Below are 17,376 nucleotides of genomic sequence, written 5' to 3'. Positions count from 1 at the left end.
ACCGTTGCTCCAAGATAGGACAGTTTCGTCCGCGACCCGTAAGTTGCCCGCTCTAATCTCGTTGTGTCCTGAACGAATGGCCGGTTTTCACGCTGCCGCGCAGCGCTTAGAAGGGTGCAAGATCAGCAAGGTAGTTTCTTCGTACGCCCGTAGCACAAACTTAGTTCTTCTCCTTCAGACTCCTTTCAGTCGTCGGATGCAGCGCTGCATCAGCTGGAACTAATCGAGTTGCACTACGACGGGTGGCCCACAGCTGCATTCCATCCACCAGTTCGATGTTGCTAAACAGATCCCAATGCGACCGTTCACGACACAAGAGATAGCTGATCAACAGTAGGCCAACACCGCAGAGCGAAGCTGGCCTCAGCTGTTTTTTCCGTAGCAAAAGAAAGCGTTTTCACAATATCCTGAGCAAGTCAAAGGCACCTTTGTATTACGAAAACCCTTCTTTCGTCGTATATCCCCAACTTAAACCGATTTGTTTGGTTGACCGAACCCACCGCCGCCGGGTGTTTCCATTACAAACTCGTCTCCCGAATGAAGAACTGACTGGTCGTTGCCACAGAGCTTTTGTACGGCTCCGTCGCTACGGACAATTGCGTTCTGTCCCGTCGCGCCGGGGGCGCCGCCTGAAGCACCGTGTGGATGGGTATCCCGGTGGGACGAAAGGATGGTCACGGTTGTTTCTTCTAAGAACCGCAACCGCCTGCGGATACCGTCGCCACCTTGAAACTCACCGTTCCCGCCTGAACCAGAGCGGATCGAAAACTCCTCCAACCGTACCGGGAACCGGCTTTCCAGAACCTCCGGGTCCGTCATGCGGGTGTTTGTCATATGGCTGTGTACCGCGCTCGTACCGTTAAAGCCCTTGCCGGCTCCGGTCCCGCCGCAGATGGTTTCGTAGTTTTGATAGGAGGCATTACCGTAGACAAAGTTGTTCATCGTGCCCTGGCTGCCGGCAATAACCCCAAGCGCGCCATAAAGGGTGTCCGCAATGGCTTGCGAGACTTCTGTATTGCCGGAAATGACTGCCGCGGGTGCGTTGGGATTGATCATCGTGCCAGCCGGAACAATCAGTTTCAAAGGTTTCATACAGCCTTCGTTCATCGGAATGTCGCTGCCGACCAACGTTCGGAACACGTACAAGACAACGGCACGGCAAATTGCCAGCGGTGCATTGTAGTTGAGGGGCGATTGATCGGATGTGCCCGAAAAATCGATAGTGGCGGTTCGGGATTCCCTGTCTACCGAAATTGCCACTTCGATTTTTGCCCCTCCGTCCAATGGGTAGGAAAAACTGCAATCTCGCAGGACGTCGAGAACCTGTCGCACGCTTTCCTCAGCGTTGTGCTGAACGTGCCCCATATAGGCGTGGACTGTTGGCAAACCAAACTGCGCCGATATTTTGCGCAGTTCGGCTGCGCCGGTCTCGTTCGCTGCAATCTGTGCCGCAAGATCCGCCATGTTCTGATCGACATTGCGACACGGGTAACGCCCTGAACCCAACAGGTCGCGCGCCGCGCCGTCTCGTAATTTACCCTGATCGACCAACAAGAAATTGTCGATCAACACGCCTTCTTCTTCAATGTGGCGACTGTCGGGCGGAGCCGAGCCAGGGGTCTTACCTCCGATGTCAGCGTGATGGCCGCGCGAGGCGACGGTGAACACGATTTTCTCACCTGCTTCGTCAAAAACTGGGGTGACGACGGTAACATCGGGAAGGTGGGTGCCGCCATTATAGGGGTTGTTCATCATAAACACGTCACCTGGACGGATTTTGCCCTTGTTTTGACGTAGGATCGTACGAACACTTTCCGACATCGAGCCCAAGTGCACGGGCACATGCGGTGCGTTGGCAACCAGATCACCGTTTTGGTCAAATATCGCGCAGGAAAAGTCGTACCGTTCTTTGATATTCACTGAATACGCCGTATTCGCGAGCGTTGCCCCCATCTGTTCGGCTATAGACATGAAAAGGTTGTTAAACACTTCCAGCATAACCGGATCGACATTTGTGCCGACTGCTTCAACCCGCTGCAGCGGTGTTTCACGCGTCAGGACCAGGTTGCCACCGCTCAGACAGGTGGCAGTCCAACCGTCTTCGACGACATTTGTTCCAGTTGGTTCGGTCAAGATCGCCGGGCCTTTGATCGATTGACCAATGCCAAGCTGCGTCCGATCAACAAGGGGAACCTGTTGGTGGTGCCCGCTGCAATAAAGCGTCACCGGAATCCGAGCGGCGTTGGTTGCGTCACTATCGGGCAAAGTGACCTGCTCACCCGTCTTTCCAATAGCCTCTGTCACCAGCATTTCGATGATCAGATCGCTGGTATCCGGCGCGAATCCAAAGCGCTGCTTGTGCGACACGACAAATGCGTCGCGCATCGAAATCGGGTCGGAAAATGGCACCGACAGACTTTGCTGAGCGTCCGCGGGACGGATATGGGCAGTTGCTGAGATCGAGATATCTACCTCTGCCACGCCCTGCGCCGCAACCTCGGCCCTGGCGGACTTCGCCAGAGCATCGCAGATATTCTGTGCCTCTGGATCCAGAATAAAGGACTGGAACTGATGTTCCCGGATCGCTGTGATGTCCGCCAAACCCATACCAAAGGCTGACAAAACGCCCGCATACGGGTGGATGAAAATCCGTTCCATCCCCAACGCGTCGGCGACCAGGCAGGCGTGCTGTCCCCCGGCACCGCCAAAGCAATTCATGGTATATTTGGTAACGTCGTAACCGCGTTGCACACTGATTTTCTTGATCGCATTTGCCATGTTCTCAACAGCGATGCGCAAGAACCCTTGGGCAAGTTCTTCAATCGACTTATCCGTACCCATTTCAGCCGCCAGCGCTTCAAATTTTCTGCGCACAATTTCCTTATCCAACGGTTCGTTGCCTTCATGGCCGAAAACCGACGGAAAATGATTGGGCTGCAGTTTGCCAAGCAAAACATTGCAGTCGGTGACGGTTAGCGGGCCACCGCGTCTATAGGCAGCAGGTCCGGGGTTGGCGCCAGCACTTTCCGGCCCGACCTGCATCCTGCCATCACGAAAGGACAGGATAGATCCGCCACCTGCGGCGACCGTATGGATCGACATCATCGGCGCACGCATCCGGACGCCGGCAACCTCGGTTTCAAAGAATCGTTCATATTCACCGGCATAGTGACACACGTCCGTAGACGTGCCGCCCATGTCGAAACCAATCAGTTTGTCAAAGCCGTGATCGGCAGCGGTGCGTACCATTCCGACGACACCGCCCGCCGGCCCGGACAAGATGGCATCACGACCCTGGAAAAGATCGGCGTCGGTCAAGCCGCCGTTAGACTGCATGAACATCAATTGATCGCACCCGCCTTCATCGGCGCCCAGAGCTGTCGCTACCTGCTCTACGTATCGACGAAGAATGGGTGACAAATAGGCATCAACCACTGCGGTGTCTCCGCGGCCCACCAGTTTGATCAGCGGGCTCACCTCGTGGCTAAGCGAGATTTGTGGAAACCCAACGGCACGCGCCAGCTCACCAATCAGTTTTTCATGAGCGGGATACTGAAAGCTGTGCATCAACGCGACAGCGACGGATCGGTACCCGTCCGAATAGGCCTTTTCCAACGCGGTTTTCGTTTTGTCGATATCCAGCTGTGTCACGACCTCGCCATCTGCCGCGACACGTTCCTCGACTTCGACTACGTCTTCGTACAGAAGCTCGGGCAGCTGGATGTTCAGGTCGAACAGGCGCGGACGGTTCTGATACCCGATCCGCAAAAGATCGCGCAGCCCCTTCGTTATGAACAGAATGGTTCGTTCGCCTTTCCGTTCCAGCAGCGCGTTGGTCGCGACCGTGGTTCCCATCTTTACCGCACGAATTGACCCTTTTGGGATGTCCTGATCGCTTTCCAGACCCAGCAATTCACGAACACCTTGTACAGCGGCGTCGGCATAGCGTTCAGGATTCTCGGACAGCAACTTATGTGTCTGCAAACTTCCATCCGGCTTGCGTGCAACGATGTCGGTGAACGTGCCACCCCGATCTACCCAAAACTGCCACATGGACATAACTCCTCTGCTTGCCGGCCAAACCGGCATTGAATTTCATGAAGGGGGAAGGAAGCCTCGGCGGTTTAGTACACCAAGGAAGGCAACCAGGTTGCGAGCTTCGGAAAAACCAAAAGAAGCCCGAGCATGACGAACATGGTAACAACAAATGGCAATGCGCCGCGGATCACATCCATCATCGGTCCTGCTTTCCTGATCCCTTGCACCACATAAAGGTTGATCCCTATCGGCGGTGTGATCAGAGCGGTTTCCAGAAGTACCATCAACAAGATGCCAAACCACACCGGATCAAAACCCAGCGCCACAACGATCGGGGTAACCAGCGGCGCCATGGTCAACAGCATGGACAACGTCTCCATGAAGCAGCCGATCAGGATCAGCACCGCGACGATCATCAACATGGTTTGCATTGGGCTCCAGCCCAGCCCTGTGACAAAATCGGTCAAAGCCTGGGTCAGGCCGATTATTGAAAGGACAAAGTTCAGGAACACCGCAGCTATAATGATCAGCATGATCATGGCGGTCGTGCGCATTGTGCCTTCGATTGCGTGACGCATGGTTTCCATCGACATCTTGCCGTTGAACGCCGCAAGCGCCATCGAGGCAACAACGCCCAATGCTGCGGCTTCGGTAGGCGTAGCCAGACCTGCGTAAATCGAGCCGACGACCACCATGAAGATGCCAAGAGGGGGGATCAGTGCAGGAAGCGCAGCAAGCCGCTCTGCCCAGCTGTGGCGTAATTGGTCCCCGCCCCATTCCGGCCTGATCATGCATGCCACAACGACGGTTGCCATGAACAACAGTGCCAGCAGAAATCCAGGCAGAAAGCCCGCCAGATACAGTTCCGGCACCGAAGTATTGGTCAACAAACCATATAGGATCAGGTTGATCGAAGGCGGGATGAGAATGCCGAGCGTTCCTCCGGCAGCCACGGTGCCGAGAAACAGCCGCTCGTTGTAACCCCGTTTTTTGATCTGCGGCACAGCCACCGTTCCGATGGTTGCGGCTGTGGCTACGGATGACCCAGACGTGGCCGCGAACAGGGCCGAGGATCCGATATTGGAATGCATCAACCCACCCGGCAACCATCCAAGCCATTTGACAATACCGTCGTACATCCGTTCGGTGATGCCAGCACGCAAAAGGATCTCTCCCATCATTACGAACATCGGGATTGCCACCAGCAGAAAGTCCGTGCTGGTCTGCCATGCCATATCCGATATTGCGCGGTGCAACGGCATCGGGCTGTCGGTCCATTGCAGGATCAGGCCCAGCCAACCCAACGAGGCGGCAATAGGAACGGCCAAACCGATGAGGGCAAGTAGGATCAGGAGTGTCTTGATCAGCATCGGTCTATACCGTCTCGTCTTCTATTTGTTCGTCCAGGGATTTCACGCCGATCAGGTCCTGCACTCCGGCCAGATCGCCTCGTAAGTATTGTCTGATCGCGGCCAGAGCGATCAGAACGCCCGAGCCTACAAAGAACATCCAACCCAAGAGCCACGGTATCTGGGGAATGGCCAACGGTACGCGCATCGGAGTAATCGACCGGGAACCGTTAGCCAGCGTGTCGGCCACCATACCCCACACCATCACAACGATGACCAAGGCAAATCCTGTCAAAAGCACGAGGCCAAACAGGTTGATAATTGGGTGCAGCACCTTGGGAATTGCTCCGAGCAGGGCGTCAACCCGGATATGCGCGCGTTCAAACAGCGCAAAAGACATCGCCAACGCGGTTGCCACACCGAAGGCATAGCCCGAGATTTCGTCCGCCCCGCCCAGCGAGATGTTGAAAACTTTGCGTAGAAAGACTTCGAGAGTGATGAGGAAGGCCGAAAACACGATCAGTGTACCACCCAGCCACGTCATCCAAAGGCTCAGCCTTCGCGCGCCGCCTAAGAGCTTGTCTAACATTTTGATTACCTGATGTTTTGTGGTGGGTCGGCGGGAGTTTGACCGCCCCACTGAATCGGCCGGATTACTTGGCTTCGGCTTTCAGGCCAAGGATCGGGCCAACGGTTTCATTCCAGTTTGCAGCACAATCGGCGCCGCAGCGTTCCGCCCAACGGGCCAGCACGACATCGGTCGCGATCTTGTCCCGTGCGGTCAAATCGTCTGCCGTGGGTTCGACGAGCGTCATGGATCCGGCTTCACCGATTTCACATGTGCCGCCGGTGATGCAGGAAATCGCAATATCATCTTCGGTTGCCGTCTCGGCCCACATGGAGTCCGTCAGAACCGCGAGTTCGGTTTCCAAGAGTGCCTGTTGTTCTGGCGTCAGGCTGTTCCATTTGTCCAGGTTCATGGCTCCGAATGCCAGACCCCAGCCAACACGCAAGGTATAGGCATGAGTGGCCACCTGGTTCCACTTGGCCGTATAGGCTGACATGGTGCCGGTGATCGCGCAGTCTACGACACCTTTTTCCAGCGCCGGAATAACCTCGGAGAAGGCGACAGTTACGGATGTGCCCCCGACACCTTCTACAAAATCACCCAAAGTCGTCGAGTAGACGCGGATCTTTTTGCCTTCCAGATCGGAAATTCCGTTCACTTCAGCGTTGCACCAAAGGGTTTGGCTTGGGAACGGGTACAGCATAAGCAGCTTGGCGTTGTAGATCTCTTCGAACGCCGAGGACAACGTGTCGAAATAGGCGTCGGCCACCTTACGCTGCGTGTCGATGTCCTGTGTCAAAGTGGACAGATCAGCGCCTTCGAAAATCGCATTTTCGGCGGCGACGTAGCCGGGCAAGCCAAAGGCAAAGTCGAAGACACCGTTCTTGACCATGCGCATGATCTCGAAGCCCTTTAGCCCCAAACCGGATTGCGACTGGATTTTTCCGACTATTTCGCCGCCCGATGCCTCGTTGAGCCGTTGGTTAAAGAATGGCTCTTCGTGTTTTTGGTAGTTGGTCAGGCTGGACCACGTTCCTACTGCGTTCAAAACCACGGGATTGTCGGCAAACGCTGCGGTTGTTGAGACAGCGAGCGCGCCGAGAGTTGTTGCGAGTTTCTTCATCTGGTTTCTCTCCTGTTGTATTATTTTGATTGATAGATGGGTGTTTCAGCGTCATCCGCGATGTCGGTGATCAGCATGTGCCCCGGCTTGTGCGTGATCGCGATTGAAGGTTTGGCATTCTTGATCGCAGCCTGTGGTGTGACGCCACAAGCCCAGAACATTGGCGTGGTGCCGTCTGAGACCGGAGCCGGATCGCCCCAGTCCGGGCTATTTATTTCGGCGATACCAATTTTCTCTGGCTCGCCCCAATGCACCGGCGCTCCGTGCGCCAGAGGAAATTTGCGTGAGATATCGACAACTTCGTCTACCCTGGCATCAGGGATCGCCCGCATACTGACAACCATTGGCCCCTCGAAAGGACCAGATTTGATCGTTTGGATATTGGTCACGAACATCGGCACTGTGCGGTCGTTTTCGATGTGCCAGAGCGGTACGCCGGCCTGTTGCAATGCATGTTCGAAAGTGAATGAGCACCCCAAAGCGAACGCCACAAAATCATCGCGCCACAGTTGCTTGAGATCATGAACCGTGTCGACGTGGATGCCGTCGCGATATACGTAGTAAGCCGGAGTATCGGTGCGGATATCAATATCAACTCCCAAGGTGTCCATGTTTGGATTGCCCGTATCGGAAACGCCGACAATCGGGCAGGGTTTTGGATTTCGCTGGCAGTAGCGCATGAAATCCAACGCATAATGTTCGGGCAAAATCGCCAGATTGGCCTGCAGGGTATTCCCGCCCAATCCGGCTGTGTGACCGCGATAGGCCCGTGACCTGATCTGCGCGCGCACAGACGCTGTTGTCGCAGATTTCAACGGCTCAAACAGATCGCTCATTACGACCCTCCCTAGTTTGGAATACGTTCGTGCGACTAGGGCATAAAATCAAATTGTATTATTTTTGTCTTCTACATAATATATTTTTATACCTGTTGAAGCGCTACATCTCGGGCGATGACCGCTGCGGCCTCAAGCAGATGATTGCGCGGATCACCCAGGTAAGAGGCAGAAAATTGAAGAGGTTCGGGAACCCAGCCCGGGTCGAATTCGACCAGCTTTCCCTCTTGCACCAGCTTCTTCGCTAGCGAGATCGGCAGCGCGCCAACACATAGCCCGGCCTCGACCATCCGAAAACAAGAAGACAAAGAAGAGGACGGGAACAGGGAGATTTCGGAACCGAATCGTTCGAAAAGTGCGGCCCTCAGTTCCCGGTACGGCCGGGTGTTCTTGGCGTAGGTCGCGATTGGGATGCCAGCCAGATCGACGTTTTGCCCTAGAGTTCCGCCTGCTGCCTGAAACCAGGCCAGTGGTACATCCGGAAGCACCACGTTGTCGACCGTGTAATCTGAGACCGGCCCAAGCAGAATACCCAGATCGATTTCACGCCCCAGCAACTGATCCCGGAGGTTCAATGAAATGTCGACGCTGATCTCGATCTTGAGAGACGGGTACTTTGCTCGCAATGCGCCGACAAATTCGGGCAGCCAACTTTGAGCGATAGTCTCGGACACGCCCAGGCGGATCAACCTGTCAACGGCGCTCGTATCCACAACGTGCTCTTCGACCAGATCTGAAAGGTGCTGAAATTGCTCGGCATAGTGGACAAGCATATCGCCACGCTTGGTGAGGCGCATGCCAGCGCTTTCACGTTTGAACAACGACGTTCCCAAACCATCTTCCAAGGACTTGATGCGAGTAGTCACGGCAGGCTGCGTCAGGTTAAGTACTTCGGCTGCCTTGCTGACACTGCCGAAGCGCACAACAGAAAGAAATGTTTGTAGATGTTCGAGTTTGAGCCGAGCCAAGTTGATCGCTTTCTGCTAAGAACGGTCCTGATCTTACTATCGTATTGTCTACGTTTGAATTGTCAGAGGCTATTGATGATGAACTTGTTGAATATTTATAGGAAACCAGACTTCCATTGAAGGTAATACGGCAATGGGATCAGATAATTACGGCCCTGAACTGCCGTTCACCGACACATGTCGCCGCTGCGGTGCGGCCCGTAGAACCGGCCATTCGCTGCAGGCGCAAATTCTCAGGACGCACGGACTCACAGTCAGCGGACAAAGCTGACTCTGCAGGTCTGGCTACGAGTTCCCTTCCTAGCAATAAATTCCGTAGGCTCTATCATGCTGGCTTTGCCCCACTGTCGAAGGAAACAACATGTTGCGTTCAATGCTAATCCCCGCAGTTCTTATTGCACCTCATTGTCTGACTGCTGCAGAGAAAGTGTCGGTAACGAACTTCTATGTCGTCAACCAAGAGCAAATTTCCGCGGGCGAGGACGTGTTCTGGAAAGAGGACAACTATGGGACTTATACCGTTGACGAGGGACCAATCGATCCTGGGTTTGTCCGGTGCGTTGGCTCGGGTTTCGGCGGACCCAGCGGTGTCAGTGGCGGTGGCGTCTGCGTTTATGGTGAAGAAGAAGACACGTTCACCATGAGATGGGAGGTTGTTGCCTTCGGCGTCAACAACTGGCGGATCGTTTCCTCGACCGGCAAATACTCGGGGATGACTGGAAGTGGAACGACCAAAACACGTGTGGCGTCAAAATTCCTGGCGCTACCGCACCGTATTTCTGACTGGGAAGGCGAGGTTGCCTTGCCCGCTAGGGATTGAAACTCGAACTGAAAAGGTCGGGGATGATGGTGATTTGAAAGGTTGGCAAAGCCCGCATTGGGCTCTCGCCGGACCTACACCGCCAGACGTTTGGGAGGACGTAGCGCAGCGCTTTTCGACAGTTTGTCAAAGCTCCGCATTTGGAGCACTGGTGATAGTTTGATGTCTCAACTGCTTTCACCATCTTTGTGGCAGACAACCTCGAGCTTAATGCCGTGTGGGTCGAGCCAATAGGCCGCATAGTGGATCCCGTATTGAGGAAACTCCTGGGGTTCGTCCAGAATATGTGACTTCCGCGAGAGTGCCCAATTGTACGCCTCATGCACGATCTCACGCTTTTCCACCGAGAATGCCAAGTGCTGTAGCCCGGTAGCGTGGCGCAAATAGTGCCCATCGTCCCTCGCCTGGTAGAAGAACAGCTGCGTCCCGAGTTTCCCATCCGGTCCGTAGTTGAATGCCGGTTCGGTTTTGAACCACTCCTTGAGGCCAAGGATCGGCATTAGCTCATCATAGTAGGCCTTCGCCGCCGCAAGATCCGGCACCGCGATGCCGATATGATCTATGAATCCCGTTCTGGGCATGACTGCTCTCCAGTTCTTAGAGCCTCATGGCCCCTACCTTAGCTGTGATCAGCCAGCAGATTTGTGCTCTTGGTTTCGACATCGAGGCTACATTGAGTATCGGCTAAGATGCAAAATTCGAAAAGCTTGTGCTCATTCTCGACCCTGGTTGCGTGGCTGCTATTGTGTTGCAATTCGTTTATTATGCCAGCTTGTTGCTTACCTCGACCAGATTGTCATCTGGATCACGGAAGTACACGGACATAAGCCTGCCGACGGCGCCCAGTTTCTCGGAAGGACCTTCCACGATAGTGACGTCATGCGCGCGAAGCTTCGCGGTGATTTCCTCGATTGGTGTGTCGGTCAGTAGACAGAAATTACCGCTTCCCGGAACGGTTTTTATCGCCAGATCCGGTGCTGTGCCTGCACCTTGAAGACTGATTTTGTTTGAACCGAAATGTAGGGACCATTTGCCGGGGCGTTCCTCTCGCGGAGTCATGCCTAGCAGGTGTTGATAGAACTCAAGCGTTACGTCGACATTATTGACGCAGAGAACGATGTGATCGAAGCCGTGGATGTTCATGGACAAAGCATACATTTGGTCAGTTTCGCTGCAAGAGGTGAGCAACGCGATTTCGATCAGACCAAACTATCCGCCCAAGCGGTTCTGAATTTGCGCACCTGTCAGAGTTTCAGTCGTCTTGCTCAGAATCCACGCATGCCCGAATGGGTCGAGAACGCGGCCCGCTCGCTTGCCAAAGGGACGATCCGCGAACTCGATAACAACTGCCCCGCAGAAGCCCACCATTGCCATGGCGATTTCATTCCGGATTTGCGAACCTCGGAGCTGACGCAGCATAAGCCCCTGCCCTGTTTTTCGAGACATTTTCAACGGCCCGTTGCCGACTTTGAGCGAGGCCATCAGGTGTTGCAGCAGAGCCCGCTTTGCCGACATTCGCTGCGGCAGTAAAATCTGGGCGAGCCTGAATTCACAGATCGCGGAAAAAACCGACTTTTGCAGCCACGACTTTTGCTCATGCTGAAAGTGCTCGCATCCGCAGCGGTAGACTTTTCGGTCGTGCAGTGATTTCCCGTTTGCGGCCATTCTACTGGGCGAATCCAGCCCGAGTTCAAGCTATGCTTTCGCTGGAATCAGCGCTTAAAATTGAACGCCAGCGAAGCGGGTTCCCAAAAAAGAAAAAACGAAATTCAGTTATGGAATTTTTGTAACTTACACGATTAGCAAAAACGACATCGGGTCGCTGCCAGGAGAGAAAAAATGAGGAAACAGGTTTGACTGATTCCCAGTCTATTGAGTACTTCTCATGCATGAACGCCGAATACCAGAATGGCTTCGCCATGCGCCAGCACCCAGCGTGCGGGGATTCGCCATTCTGGCGGGATCAGAGGCGATTGCCAGGGGTATTTTGATCTCTGTTTTTCCGGTAGCGATATACAACGCGCTGAAGGATGCGCGATTTGTATCCGAAATTTATTTCGCCATTGGCACAGTTTCACTCTTGATCGGTCTTCTGGTTCCCTACCTGATCCGGTTTGTCCCAAGGAGATGGGTCTATGTATTCGGCACTCTTTCGTACGTCGCGGGTGCGGTTGTGACGACCGTTGCGACCCCTGCTACCGTTATTGCGGGGCTTGCACTCACGACTTTCGCCGTTGTGACGACATTTGTGTGCTTCAACGCCTATGTGCTCGACCATGTTGCCAGGATTGAACTGGGACGTTTTGAGACATCTCGGCTTTTCTACAGTGCGCTGGGTTGGACGGCTGGCCCTGCACTTGGCGCGATATTGTACGAGTGGTGGCAACCTGCACCGTTCCTGATTGCAGCCGGTGCAGCGATTGTCATGCTTCTCATCTTTCTTGTTATGCGCCTCGGAAACGGCAGGCTCATCACCAGAAGCCAATGCGCTCCCGCAAATCCGTTCGCCTATTTCGGGAGGTTTTTTGCGCAACCGCGATTGGTTGCCGGATGGGTATTCGCAGTCGTTCGTTCCTGCGGGTGGTGGATTTATGTCGTATATCTGCCCATCTATGCGGTTCAGAACGGGCTAGGCAGCCAGCTTGGAGGGATTGCTTTATCGATTTCCAATGCCGCCCTGTTTTGCACCCCGCTGATGCTTAGGTTTATGCAGCGCAGTTCGGTGCGCGCAGCAGTCAGAACCGGATTCCTCATGTCCGGGCTGCTATTTCTTTTTGCTGGAGTTCCATTCGGAATCCCTGAAGTCACAATCGCGTTCTTAATGATGGGCTCGATTTTCCTGATCTTGCTCGATGTTTCCGCAGGTTTGCCGTTCCTTCTCGCAGTCAAACCTTCCGAACGAACTGAGATGTCAGCAATTTACGCGAGCTTTCGCGATGTTTCGGGTATTATTACACCTGGTGCCGCCTGGCTGGTTCTTCTCGTAGCACCGCTCTCTGGCGTGTTCGCCGCGGGTGGCGCAGGTTTGCTTTGGACGTGGATTTTGGCTCGTAAGCTGCACCCCCGGTTGGGTCAGACACGCATATCTGTCGAAAGTACTTCAAAGGCAGCTGGCAAAGTTGCTTCTGATATGGTGAGCCTGCCAAACTTAGTCCATGAGAAATCAGTCGCCAGTCGCTTACCGGCGGATACATAATAGAGGTCAGCCAATGAGTGACCAAAGCAACTCAGGCGTCAGTACCGTGCGGATTCCAGGATTTAGCAGATACGTTGGACTACAGGAAATGCCATTTCAGCGCATATGTTAAAGGCAAGCCTAACACTTTCGACTCTGTTTCCTACACGAAAGGAATCGTTAGCCTTGTAGTCTCGGATTCTTAATCAAACGAGTACGGAAATCATCACCGAAATGCCGGGCCATGCGCCCAGACCGTCAACGAATACCGATCACCATTCTCAACCGGTGTCACCTGATGCAACAAGAAGCTAGGAAAGATGGTCGCGCTGCCCTGATACCGGCTGGCCGTTACAGCATAAGCCCCCGGCATTATCTCCAAGTCTCCGCCGTCGTACATTCCGGGTTTGCTGAGTTGAACGACCAGCGACAGCTTTCTTTTTCGGGCGACTGGCCCGTCGCCGATATCGGAATGCCACGCAAAATGACCACCATCTGATGCTTTATAGCAGGCAATCTGCGGACTTTCGGCGAACTCGCTCAGATCGAAGCCAAACTTGTCGGTGTTGGAGCGACGGACAACATTGATCAGGCGTGACATCACCCAATCAGAGCCTTCAACGTCGTCCAGCCAAGTCACATCCGCTCTGCGCAGATTGTGATCCTTGTTTTGCCCGACAAGCAGAGCCTCGTTTGCCGGGGCTTTTTGTGATGCAGCAACAATCTGCTCACATTCCCGCGCGGTAAATGCACCGGGAATCGAATGAACTTCCAGCATTCTGTACACCATTTTTGATTGGTACTGAATTTTGCCAAGATGCACAGATGGCGCTGCGCTGTTTTCGACCTAAGAGGCTGAAAGCGACGTAATTTTTCTGCAATCTCAATTGTTTTGGGTCCAGCAATCCGGATTTGGAATTCACCCTAGACGTTCTCGGATCCCAAACGGTATGCGATGCGGGATCAGGGGACGCGAGCTTTGTGTCACCTGTGACTGAAATATCCAATATTCAGGCCTTGGGTTCCCCTCAGCCTCCTTTGAACCGGTGATTGTGTCCGCGCCAAGGAAGTTCGCCGGTTGTGTCCCATTCGTAGTCGCTCGGGCGCAAACGTCGTTCCCGGTTTTCTTTTTCCGGGTCGAATTCGGACGGGTCCCATATCTCGGCGGCTTCGTCCCAATCTTGTGGGATTTGCAAATCCTGCTGTTTTGCTGCCGAGCGCTTCGCAATCCCGAACCGTTGTGACGCAATGAAACGACTTATGTGTTCGGTAACGCGATTTACCCAGCGCCTATCCATCGATTTCTCCTTTCCCTCCACTTCGTTAGTTTAGGAGATCAATGTTCGTTTTCGGAGTGCAAAACCTTATGATTTTTTCTCAACCATGTTATCGACGATCTGAATAGATGTTTTTTTCAGTATATTGTCTCTTTGAGTGTCAATCCTTTCGATTTGGCAGACTTTTATTCCTCCTTATACTGATCTGGTCTCGATGGATGGCCGTGGAGAGAGAAATGCGTTTGCAAAGGTCTTTTGGTTGGAGGTACTGGGCCGTCATGGGCGGCGTTTTGATGGTCGTGATTACCGCTGGTTTAATTTTCGAATCTGGCAAAGAGCAGCCCGCAGCAACCGAAGCCCTGGAGGCTTCCGAGAACTAACAATTCGCCTTCTACATGGTAAGCCGCGAGTAGCTCGCCATCTCAGACCGTGACGGGAAACTGTTCTTTTGCAAAGGCACTCAATAGCTGGGCGGCCTTGCAGGGGAGGCTTTCAGGATCATCTTCTGCAAAAACGGCATAGGCGGCATAGGCAAACCGAGGAGCATCCTCAATTACCCTCAACCAACCGGTTTCGACTTCCTGCGCAACTACCCGCCAGGGGAAATATCCGGCGCTAGGCTGGGCTTTCAAATAGTTCAGGCCGAGAGTTCCAATGCCAAGCTGCAACATTGGCGTTGGTATTTCCGGGAAGTTCAGCAGGTGATCGGCACGGAATTCCGGTCCCCAGTCGATCAGAACATAGTTTTGTTCAAATGGGCTTCGCGAGGTATCGAAATCGCTGCTTACGAGTACGAAATCATCTTCGAACAACTGCATTGCGGTCAGCCCGACAGTGTTCCGCGGATCATACATCACAGCCAAATCCAGCGCGCCCGCAGTCGTTAGGCTCAGCAATGTTTCAGTTGAAACCGTAGACCCGTGAACCGCCACATTCGGCAACGCTTGCTTAAATTCTGGCATCGCGTCGATCAGGAACCCGTCCCACAAGCTGGGCACAGCTCCGATTTCCAGAGCAGCTTCCACCGCATCAGGCAGGGAGGCGTCGATCCGGGCCTGTGTCCAGCACCTGACAAGTGCCTGCGCGTGTTTATGAAAGCGGTGCCCGGCCGGAGTAAGTGTAGCACCCGATTTTCCGCGCTCGAACACTGGTCGTCCGAGCTGTTGTTCGAGTGACCGAATACGCATGCTCACTGTTGATTGTGTAACGTAAACCTTGTTGGCAGCCTCCAGAAAACTGCCCGTCTCGACAATCGCCAGAAATGTTCGCGCGAGTTCAATATCCATGGGGCATCTATTCGATTTTCAAATATAATGCATGAAACAATTTCGCTATTCAACTAAAACAGTATGTGGCAGATTTGGCTCGTAGCATGAAACTGCTGCCGCTGTTCGGTTGCGACCCCAGGGTCTCAGAGTCCCCCATCTCGAAGTGAGTGTCGAAGAACGGCTTCCGGCAGCGCGAAGCATCTTTCATGCTACACGACCTGCCTCAGCTGATCGGGAACGTATTGGCCTGCGTTCCCGATCCACACAATGTTTAGACCGTACCTAAGCGCAGAGCTGGTACAGTTCTGAGCTATCTCTCTTGACGGTAACAGCCAGCGGGAATTTCGCCCCAGTGGCTGCTACCGGATTTCCTCCAGCAGCACTTTTAGGTGCGATACAGGAACCCCTATGTTGGAGCCGCCAAATTCGGGTAAGATCGCGGCGTTGATCGCGACCACCTTACCGCTTCGGTTCAAGGCGGGCCCACCGCTTCCACCGGTTGTGGTTTCAGCATCATAAACGACGGCACCGGGACTGGTCTGGGCGACGATCCCCCGGCTGGCCAGAGGCCTGATCTTGTTCTGCTCTGAAAGGTTTTTTGCAATTGTCCAGAAATCGACGGTGCCATCGGATTCAAGTGAATTCAGAAAGTTCGGCCCGGCCTGCACAATCAAGGCCTTAAGGCCGGTCGGATACCCAAGCAGGAAAACTTCTTCACCTGCACGCGGCGGGTCTGGTGCCAGTGAAAGCCCGAGCCCTTGAACACGGTTCGCATCAACGGACAGAAGCGCCAGATCGGCCGTTTTGCTTGCCCTAAGCAATACCGCTTCCATTGGCTTGGATTGTTCTGGCAGATAAGCCAGCAGATTAAGTATCTCGGCTTCAAGCCCTGCTGCCTTCAGGGCCTGTGCCCGATCCCCGGTCGTCCAGGGCAAGGCGACATGACGGTTGGTCACCAACAGAGAGGTGTCCTGCAACAGAAACCCGGTTCCGGTGAACTGAAACTCCGCCGGCGCGCCTGCCGCATCTGGTTCAATCCATGGTTTTCCGAATGGAGTTTTTAGGTTCTCCCCGTCCGGGCCAAGCACATGCCGCAGTAATTTGCCGCTTTCGGTTTGACGCAATCCGTAGGCCCCTTGGATAAAGGCAATAGAGCGCGTCGAGGCTGTGATAACTCGCCTTGACGCACCAGCGCGTTCTTCCAAAGTGCCAAGGCGCTGCTCGGTGGAAATTACCTGGTTGTCAAACGCTTCTCTGAGCGCGACCAGATCATCCGCCGTCAGTGCATCTTCTCGCGTCTGCGTAAGCATGACAGCAACCGCCTCGATCTTGAGAGATTCCTGTTTCAGGCTATCCGCCAGCTTCCGATCGTTCTGAAAAAGCAAATAGCCAAAGGCTGTAATCAGTAGAAGTAGACCGATAACGGTAAACCGGAACAAAACCGTGGTTTGTGATGTCAGTCGACGTCCGCCTTCGCGCAGCGCACTGGACATTTTGCTGGCGAAGGGTCGTCGGCTGGAGCGCGCATACACATAAGCGTCACTTATTATGTCTTCGACCGTGTGATGTGCAGGGAATGAGTGGTCACACATCCTGTAGCGCGACATGGGACCCTTTTCACCAAACTCGATCATGTCGCCATGCCTAAGAACTGCCGAAGCAGTCTTTTGACCATTGACCCAGATTTCCCGGCCGGGCAGCGCGTTTAGCGTGTAACCGCCTTGCGACCATTGAAAGGTCGCCACATCTTCGTCATGTGGGGGTACATCCTCTTTCCGCCTTATCTTCAGGATACGGTCTTGACCTAGTGAAGCGGACAAAGCGGTGCCGACAAGCCAGGTTACGGTTCCGCGAGACGGACCGGTCAAGCTTTCCAGAAATGCCCGGACATTGCCCGCTCCATATTCCGTATCGCTTTCATCCGGTAACCGCATGGTTCATCTCTGATCTTATG

Annotated in this window: 15 protein-coding genes; 2 read left to right on the top strand and 13 right to left on the bottom strand. The window is 54.1% G+C overall.

The features are described 5' to 3' along the window. Window positions 1-468 precede the first annotated feature (468 nt). The 6 genes from ACR0AW_RS18740 to ACR0AW_RS18715 form a co-directional block, all read right to left on the bottom strand. On the bottom strand, window positions 469-4,053 hold the full coding sequence (locus ACR0AW_RS18740) for a hydantoinase B/oxoprolinase family protein (RefSeq protein WP_170733999.1): 3,585 nt from the start codon (window positions 4,051-4,053) through the stop codon (window positions 469-471). Between the two features lie 71 nt (window positions 4,054-4,124). Then, window positions 4,125-5,408: a TRAP transporter large permease gene (locus ACR0AW_RS18735; protein WP_010441863.1), complete on the bottom strand. Its 1,284-nt coding sequence runs from the start codon at window positions 5,406-5,408 to the stop codon at window positions 4,125-4,127. Window positions 5,409-5,412: 4 nt separating this feature from the next. Next, window positions 5,413-5,976 (bottom strand): TRAP transporter small permease subunit, encoded by a 564-nt coding sequence (locus tag ACR0AW_RS18730; protein ID WP_480439428.1) that lies wholly within the window; start codon window positions 5,974-5,976, stop codon window positions 5,413-5,415. Between the two features lie 64 nt (window positions 5,977-6,040). Then, window positions 6,041-7,078: a TRAP transporter substrate-binding protein gene (locus tag ACR0AW_RS18725; RefSeq protein WP_170511034.1), complete on the bottom strand. Its 1,038-nt coding sequence runs from the start codon at window positions 7,076-7,078 to the stop codon at window positions 6,041-6,043. 20 nt (window positions 7,079-7,098) lie between these two features. Next, window positions 7,099-7,914 (bottom strand): putative hydro-lyase, encoded by an 816-nt coding sequence (locus ACR0AW_RS18720; RefSeq protein WP_170687396.1) that lies wholly within the window; start codon window positions 7,912-7,914, stop codon window positions 7,099-7,101. Window positions 7,915-8,000: 86 nt separating this feature from the next. Further along, on the bottom strand, window positions 8,001-8,882 hold the full coding sequence (locus tag ACR0AW_RS18715) for a LysR family transcriptional regulator (RefSeq protein ID WP_170403851.1): 882 nt from the start codon (window positions 8,880-8,882) through the stop codon (window positions 8,001-8,003). A 361-nt stretch (window positions 8,883-9,243) separates the two neighbouring features. Here ACR0AW_RS18715 and ACR0AW_RS18710 point away from each other — a divergent pair, with 361 nt between their 5' ends. Continuing rightward, a complete protein-coding gene (locus ACR0AW_RS18710) occupies window positions 9,244-9,702 on the top strand; it encodes a hypothetical protein (RefSeq protein WP_170403745.1) in 459 nt (152 codons plus the stop codon). A 167-nt stretch (window positions 9,703-9,869) separates the two neighbouring features. Here the strand turns inward: ACR0AW_RS18710 and ACR0AW_RS18705 are convergent, their stop codons facing one another. From ACR0AW_RS18705 to ACR0AW_RS18695, 3 genes are all read right to left on the bottom strand, one after another. Then, window positions 9,870-10,283: a VOC family protein gene (locus ACR0AW_RS18705; RefSeq protein ID WP_170403748.1), complete on the bottom strand. Its 414-nt coding sequence runs from the start codon at window positions 10,281-10,283 to the stop codon at window positions 9,870-9,872. A gap of 181 nt (window positions 10,284-10,464) precedes the next feature. Then, window positions 10,465-10,845: a VOC family protein gene (locus ACR0AW_RS18700; RefSeq protein WP_170733998.1), complete on the bottom strand. Its 381-nt coding sequence runs from the start codon at window positions 10,843-10,845 to the stop codon at window positions 10,465-10,467. A gap of 66 nt (window positions 10,846-10,911) precedes the next feature. After that, entirely contained in the window at window positions 10,912-11,367 is a 456-nt protein-coding gene (locus tag ACR0AW_RS18695; protein WP_170733997.1) for a VOC family protein, read from the bottom strand. Window positions 11,368-11,587: 220 nt separating this feature from the next. Here ACR0AW_RS18695 and ACR0AW_RS18690 point away from each other — a divergent pair, with 220 nt between their 5' ends. Continuing rightward, a complete protein-coding gene (locus ACR0AW_RS18690; protein WP_170733996.1) occupies window positions 11,588-12,898 on the top strand; it encodes an MFS transporter in 1,311 nt (436 codons plus the stop codon). Window positions 12,899-13,103: 205 nt separating this feature from the next. Here the strand turns inward: ACR0AW_RS18690 and ACR0AW_RS18685 are convergent, their stop codons facing one another. The 4 genes from ACR0AW_RS18685 to ACR0AW_RS18670 all read right to left on the bottom strand — a co-directional run bounded on the left by ACR0AW_RS18685 (window position 13,104) and on the right by ACR0AW_RS18670 (window position 17,356). After that, window positions 13,104-13,655, bottom strand: a complete 552-nt coding sequence (locus ACR0AW_RS18685; RefSeq protein ID WP_170733995.1) for a 2OG-Fe(II) oxygenase — start codon at window positions 13,653-13,655, stop codon at window positions 13,104-13,106. A gap of 250 nt (window positions 13,656-13,905) precedes the next feature. Beyond that, window positions 13,906-14,175 (bottom strand): hypothetical protein, encoded by a 270-nt coding sequence (locus ACR0AW_RS18680; protein WP_170733994.1) that lies wholly within the window; start codon window positions 14,173-14,175, stop codon window positions 13,906-13,908. Window positions 14,176-14,576: 401 nt separating this feature from the next. After that, entirely contained in the window at window positions 14,577-15,440 is an 864-nt protein-coding gene (locus ACR0AW_RS18675) for a LysR family transcriptional regulator (RefSeq protein ID WP_170733993.1), read from the bottom strand. 341 nt (window positions 15,441-15,781) lie between these two features. Continuing rightward, window positions 15,782-17,356 (bottom strand): S1 family peptidase, encoded by a 1,575-nt coding sequence (locus ACR0AW_RS18670; protein WP_170733992.1) that lies wholly within the window; start codon window positions 17,354-17,356, stop codon window positions 15,782-15,784. Window positions 17,357-17,376 lie beyond the last annotated feature (20 nt).

This window comes from Ruegeria sp. C5, from assembly GCF_056537605.1.
Note: the sequence above shows the minus strand (reverse complement) of the source record. Positions and strands in the feature narration are given on the sequence as shown.

What these genes read in the sequence shown, in the direction of transcription:
- ACR0AW_RS18725 (WP_170511034.1), bottom strand. Translation starts at nt 7,078, where the DNA reads ATGAAGAAACTCGCAACAACTCTCGGCGCGCTCGCTGTCTCAACAACC.
- ACR0AW_RS18720 (WP_170687396.1), bottom strand. Translation starts at nt 7,914, where the DNA reads ATGAGCGATCTGTTTGAGCCGTTGAAATCTGCGACAACAGCGTCTGTG.
- ACR0AW_RS18675 (WP_170733993.1), bottom strand. Translation starts at nt 15,440, where the DNA reads ATGGATATTGAACTCGCGCGAACATTTCTGGCGATTGTCGAGACGGGC.
- ACR0AW_RS18705 (WP_170403748.1), bottom strand. Translation starts at nt 10,283, where the DNA reads ATGCCCAGAACGGGATTCATAGATCATATCGGCATCGCGGTGCCGGAT.
- ACR0AW_RS18735 (WP_010441863.1), bottom strand. Translation starts at nt 5,408, where the DNA reads ATGCTGATCAAGACACTCCTGATCCTACTTGCCCTCATCGGTTTGGCC.
- ACR0AW_RS18680 (WP_170733994.1), bottom strand. Translation starts at nt 14,175, where the DNA reads ATGGATAGGCGCTGGGTAAATCGCGTTACCGAACACATAAGTCGTTTC.
- ACR0AW_RS18700 (WP_170733998.1), bottom strand. Translation starts at nt 10,845, where the DNA reads ATGAACATCCACGGCTTCGATCACATCGTTCTCTGCGTCAATAATGTC.
- ACR0AW_RS18685 (WP_170733995.1), bottom strand. Translation starts at nt 13,655, where the DNA reads ATGCTGGAAGTTCATTCGATTCCCGGTGCATTTACCGCGCGGGAATGT.
- ACR0AW_RS18670 (WP_170733992.1), bottom strand. Translation starts at nt 17,356, where the DNA reads ATGCGGTTACCGGATGAAAGCGATACGGAATATGGAGCGGGCAATGTC.
- ACR0AW_RS18690 (WP_170733996.1), top strand. Translation starts at nt 11,588, where the DNA reads ATGCATGAACGCCGAATACCAGAATGGCTTCGCCATGCGCCAGCACCC.
- ACR0AW_RS18730 (WP_480439428.1), bottom strand. Translation starts at nt 5,976, where the DNA reads ATGTTAGACAAGCTCTTAGGCGGCGCGCGAAGGCTGAGCCTTTGGATG.
- ACR0AW_RS18710 (WP_170403745.1), top strand. Translation starts at nt 9,244, where the DNA reads ATGTTGCGTTCAATGCTAATCCCCGCAGTTCTTATTGCACCTCATTGT.
- ACR0AW_RS18695 (WP_170733997.1), bottom strand. Translation starts at nt 11,367, where the DNA reads ATGGCCGCAAACGGGAAATCACTGCACGACCGAAAAGTCTACCGCTGC.
- ACR0AW_RS18740 (WP_170733999.1), bottom strand. Translation starts at nt 4,053, where the DNA reads ATGTGGCAGTTTTGGGTAGATCGGGGTGGCACGTTCACCGACATCGTT.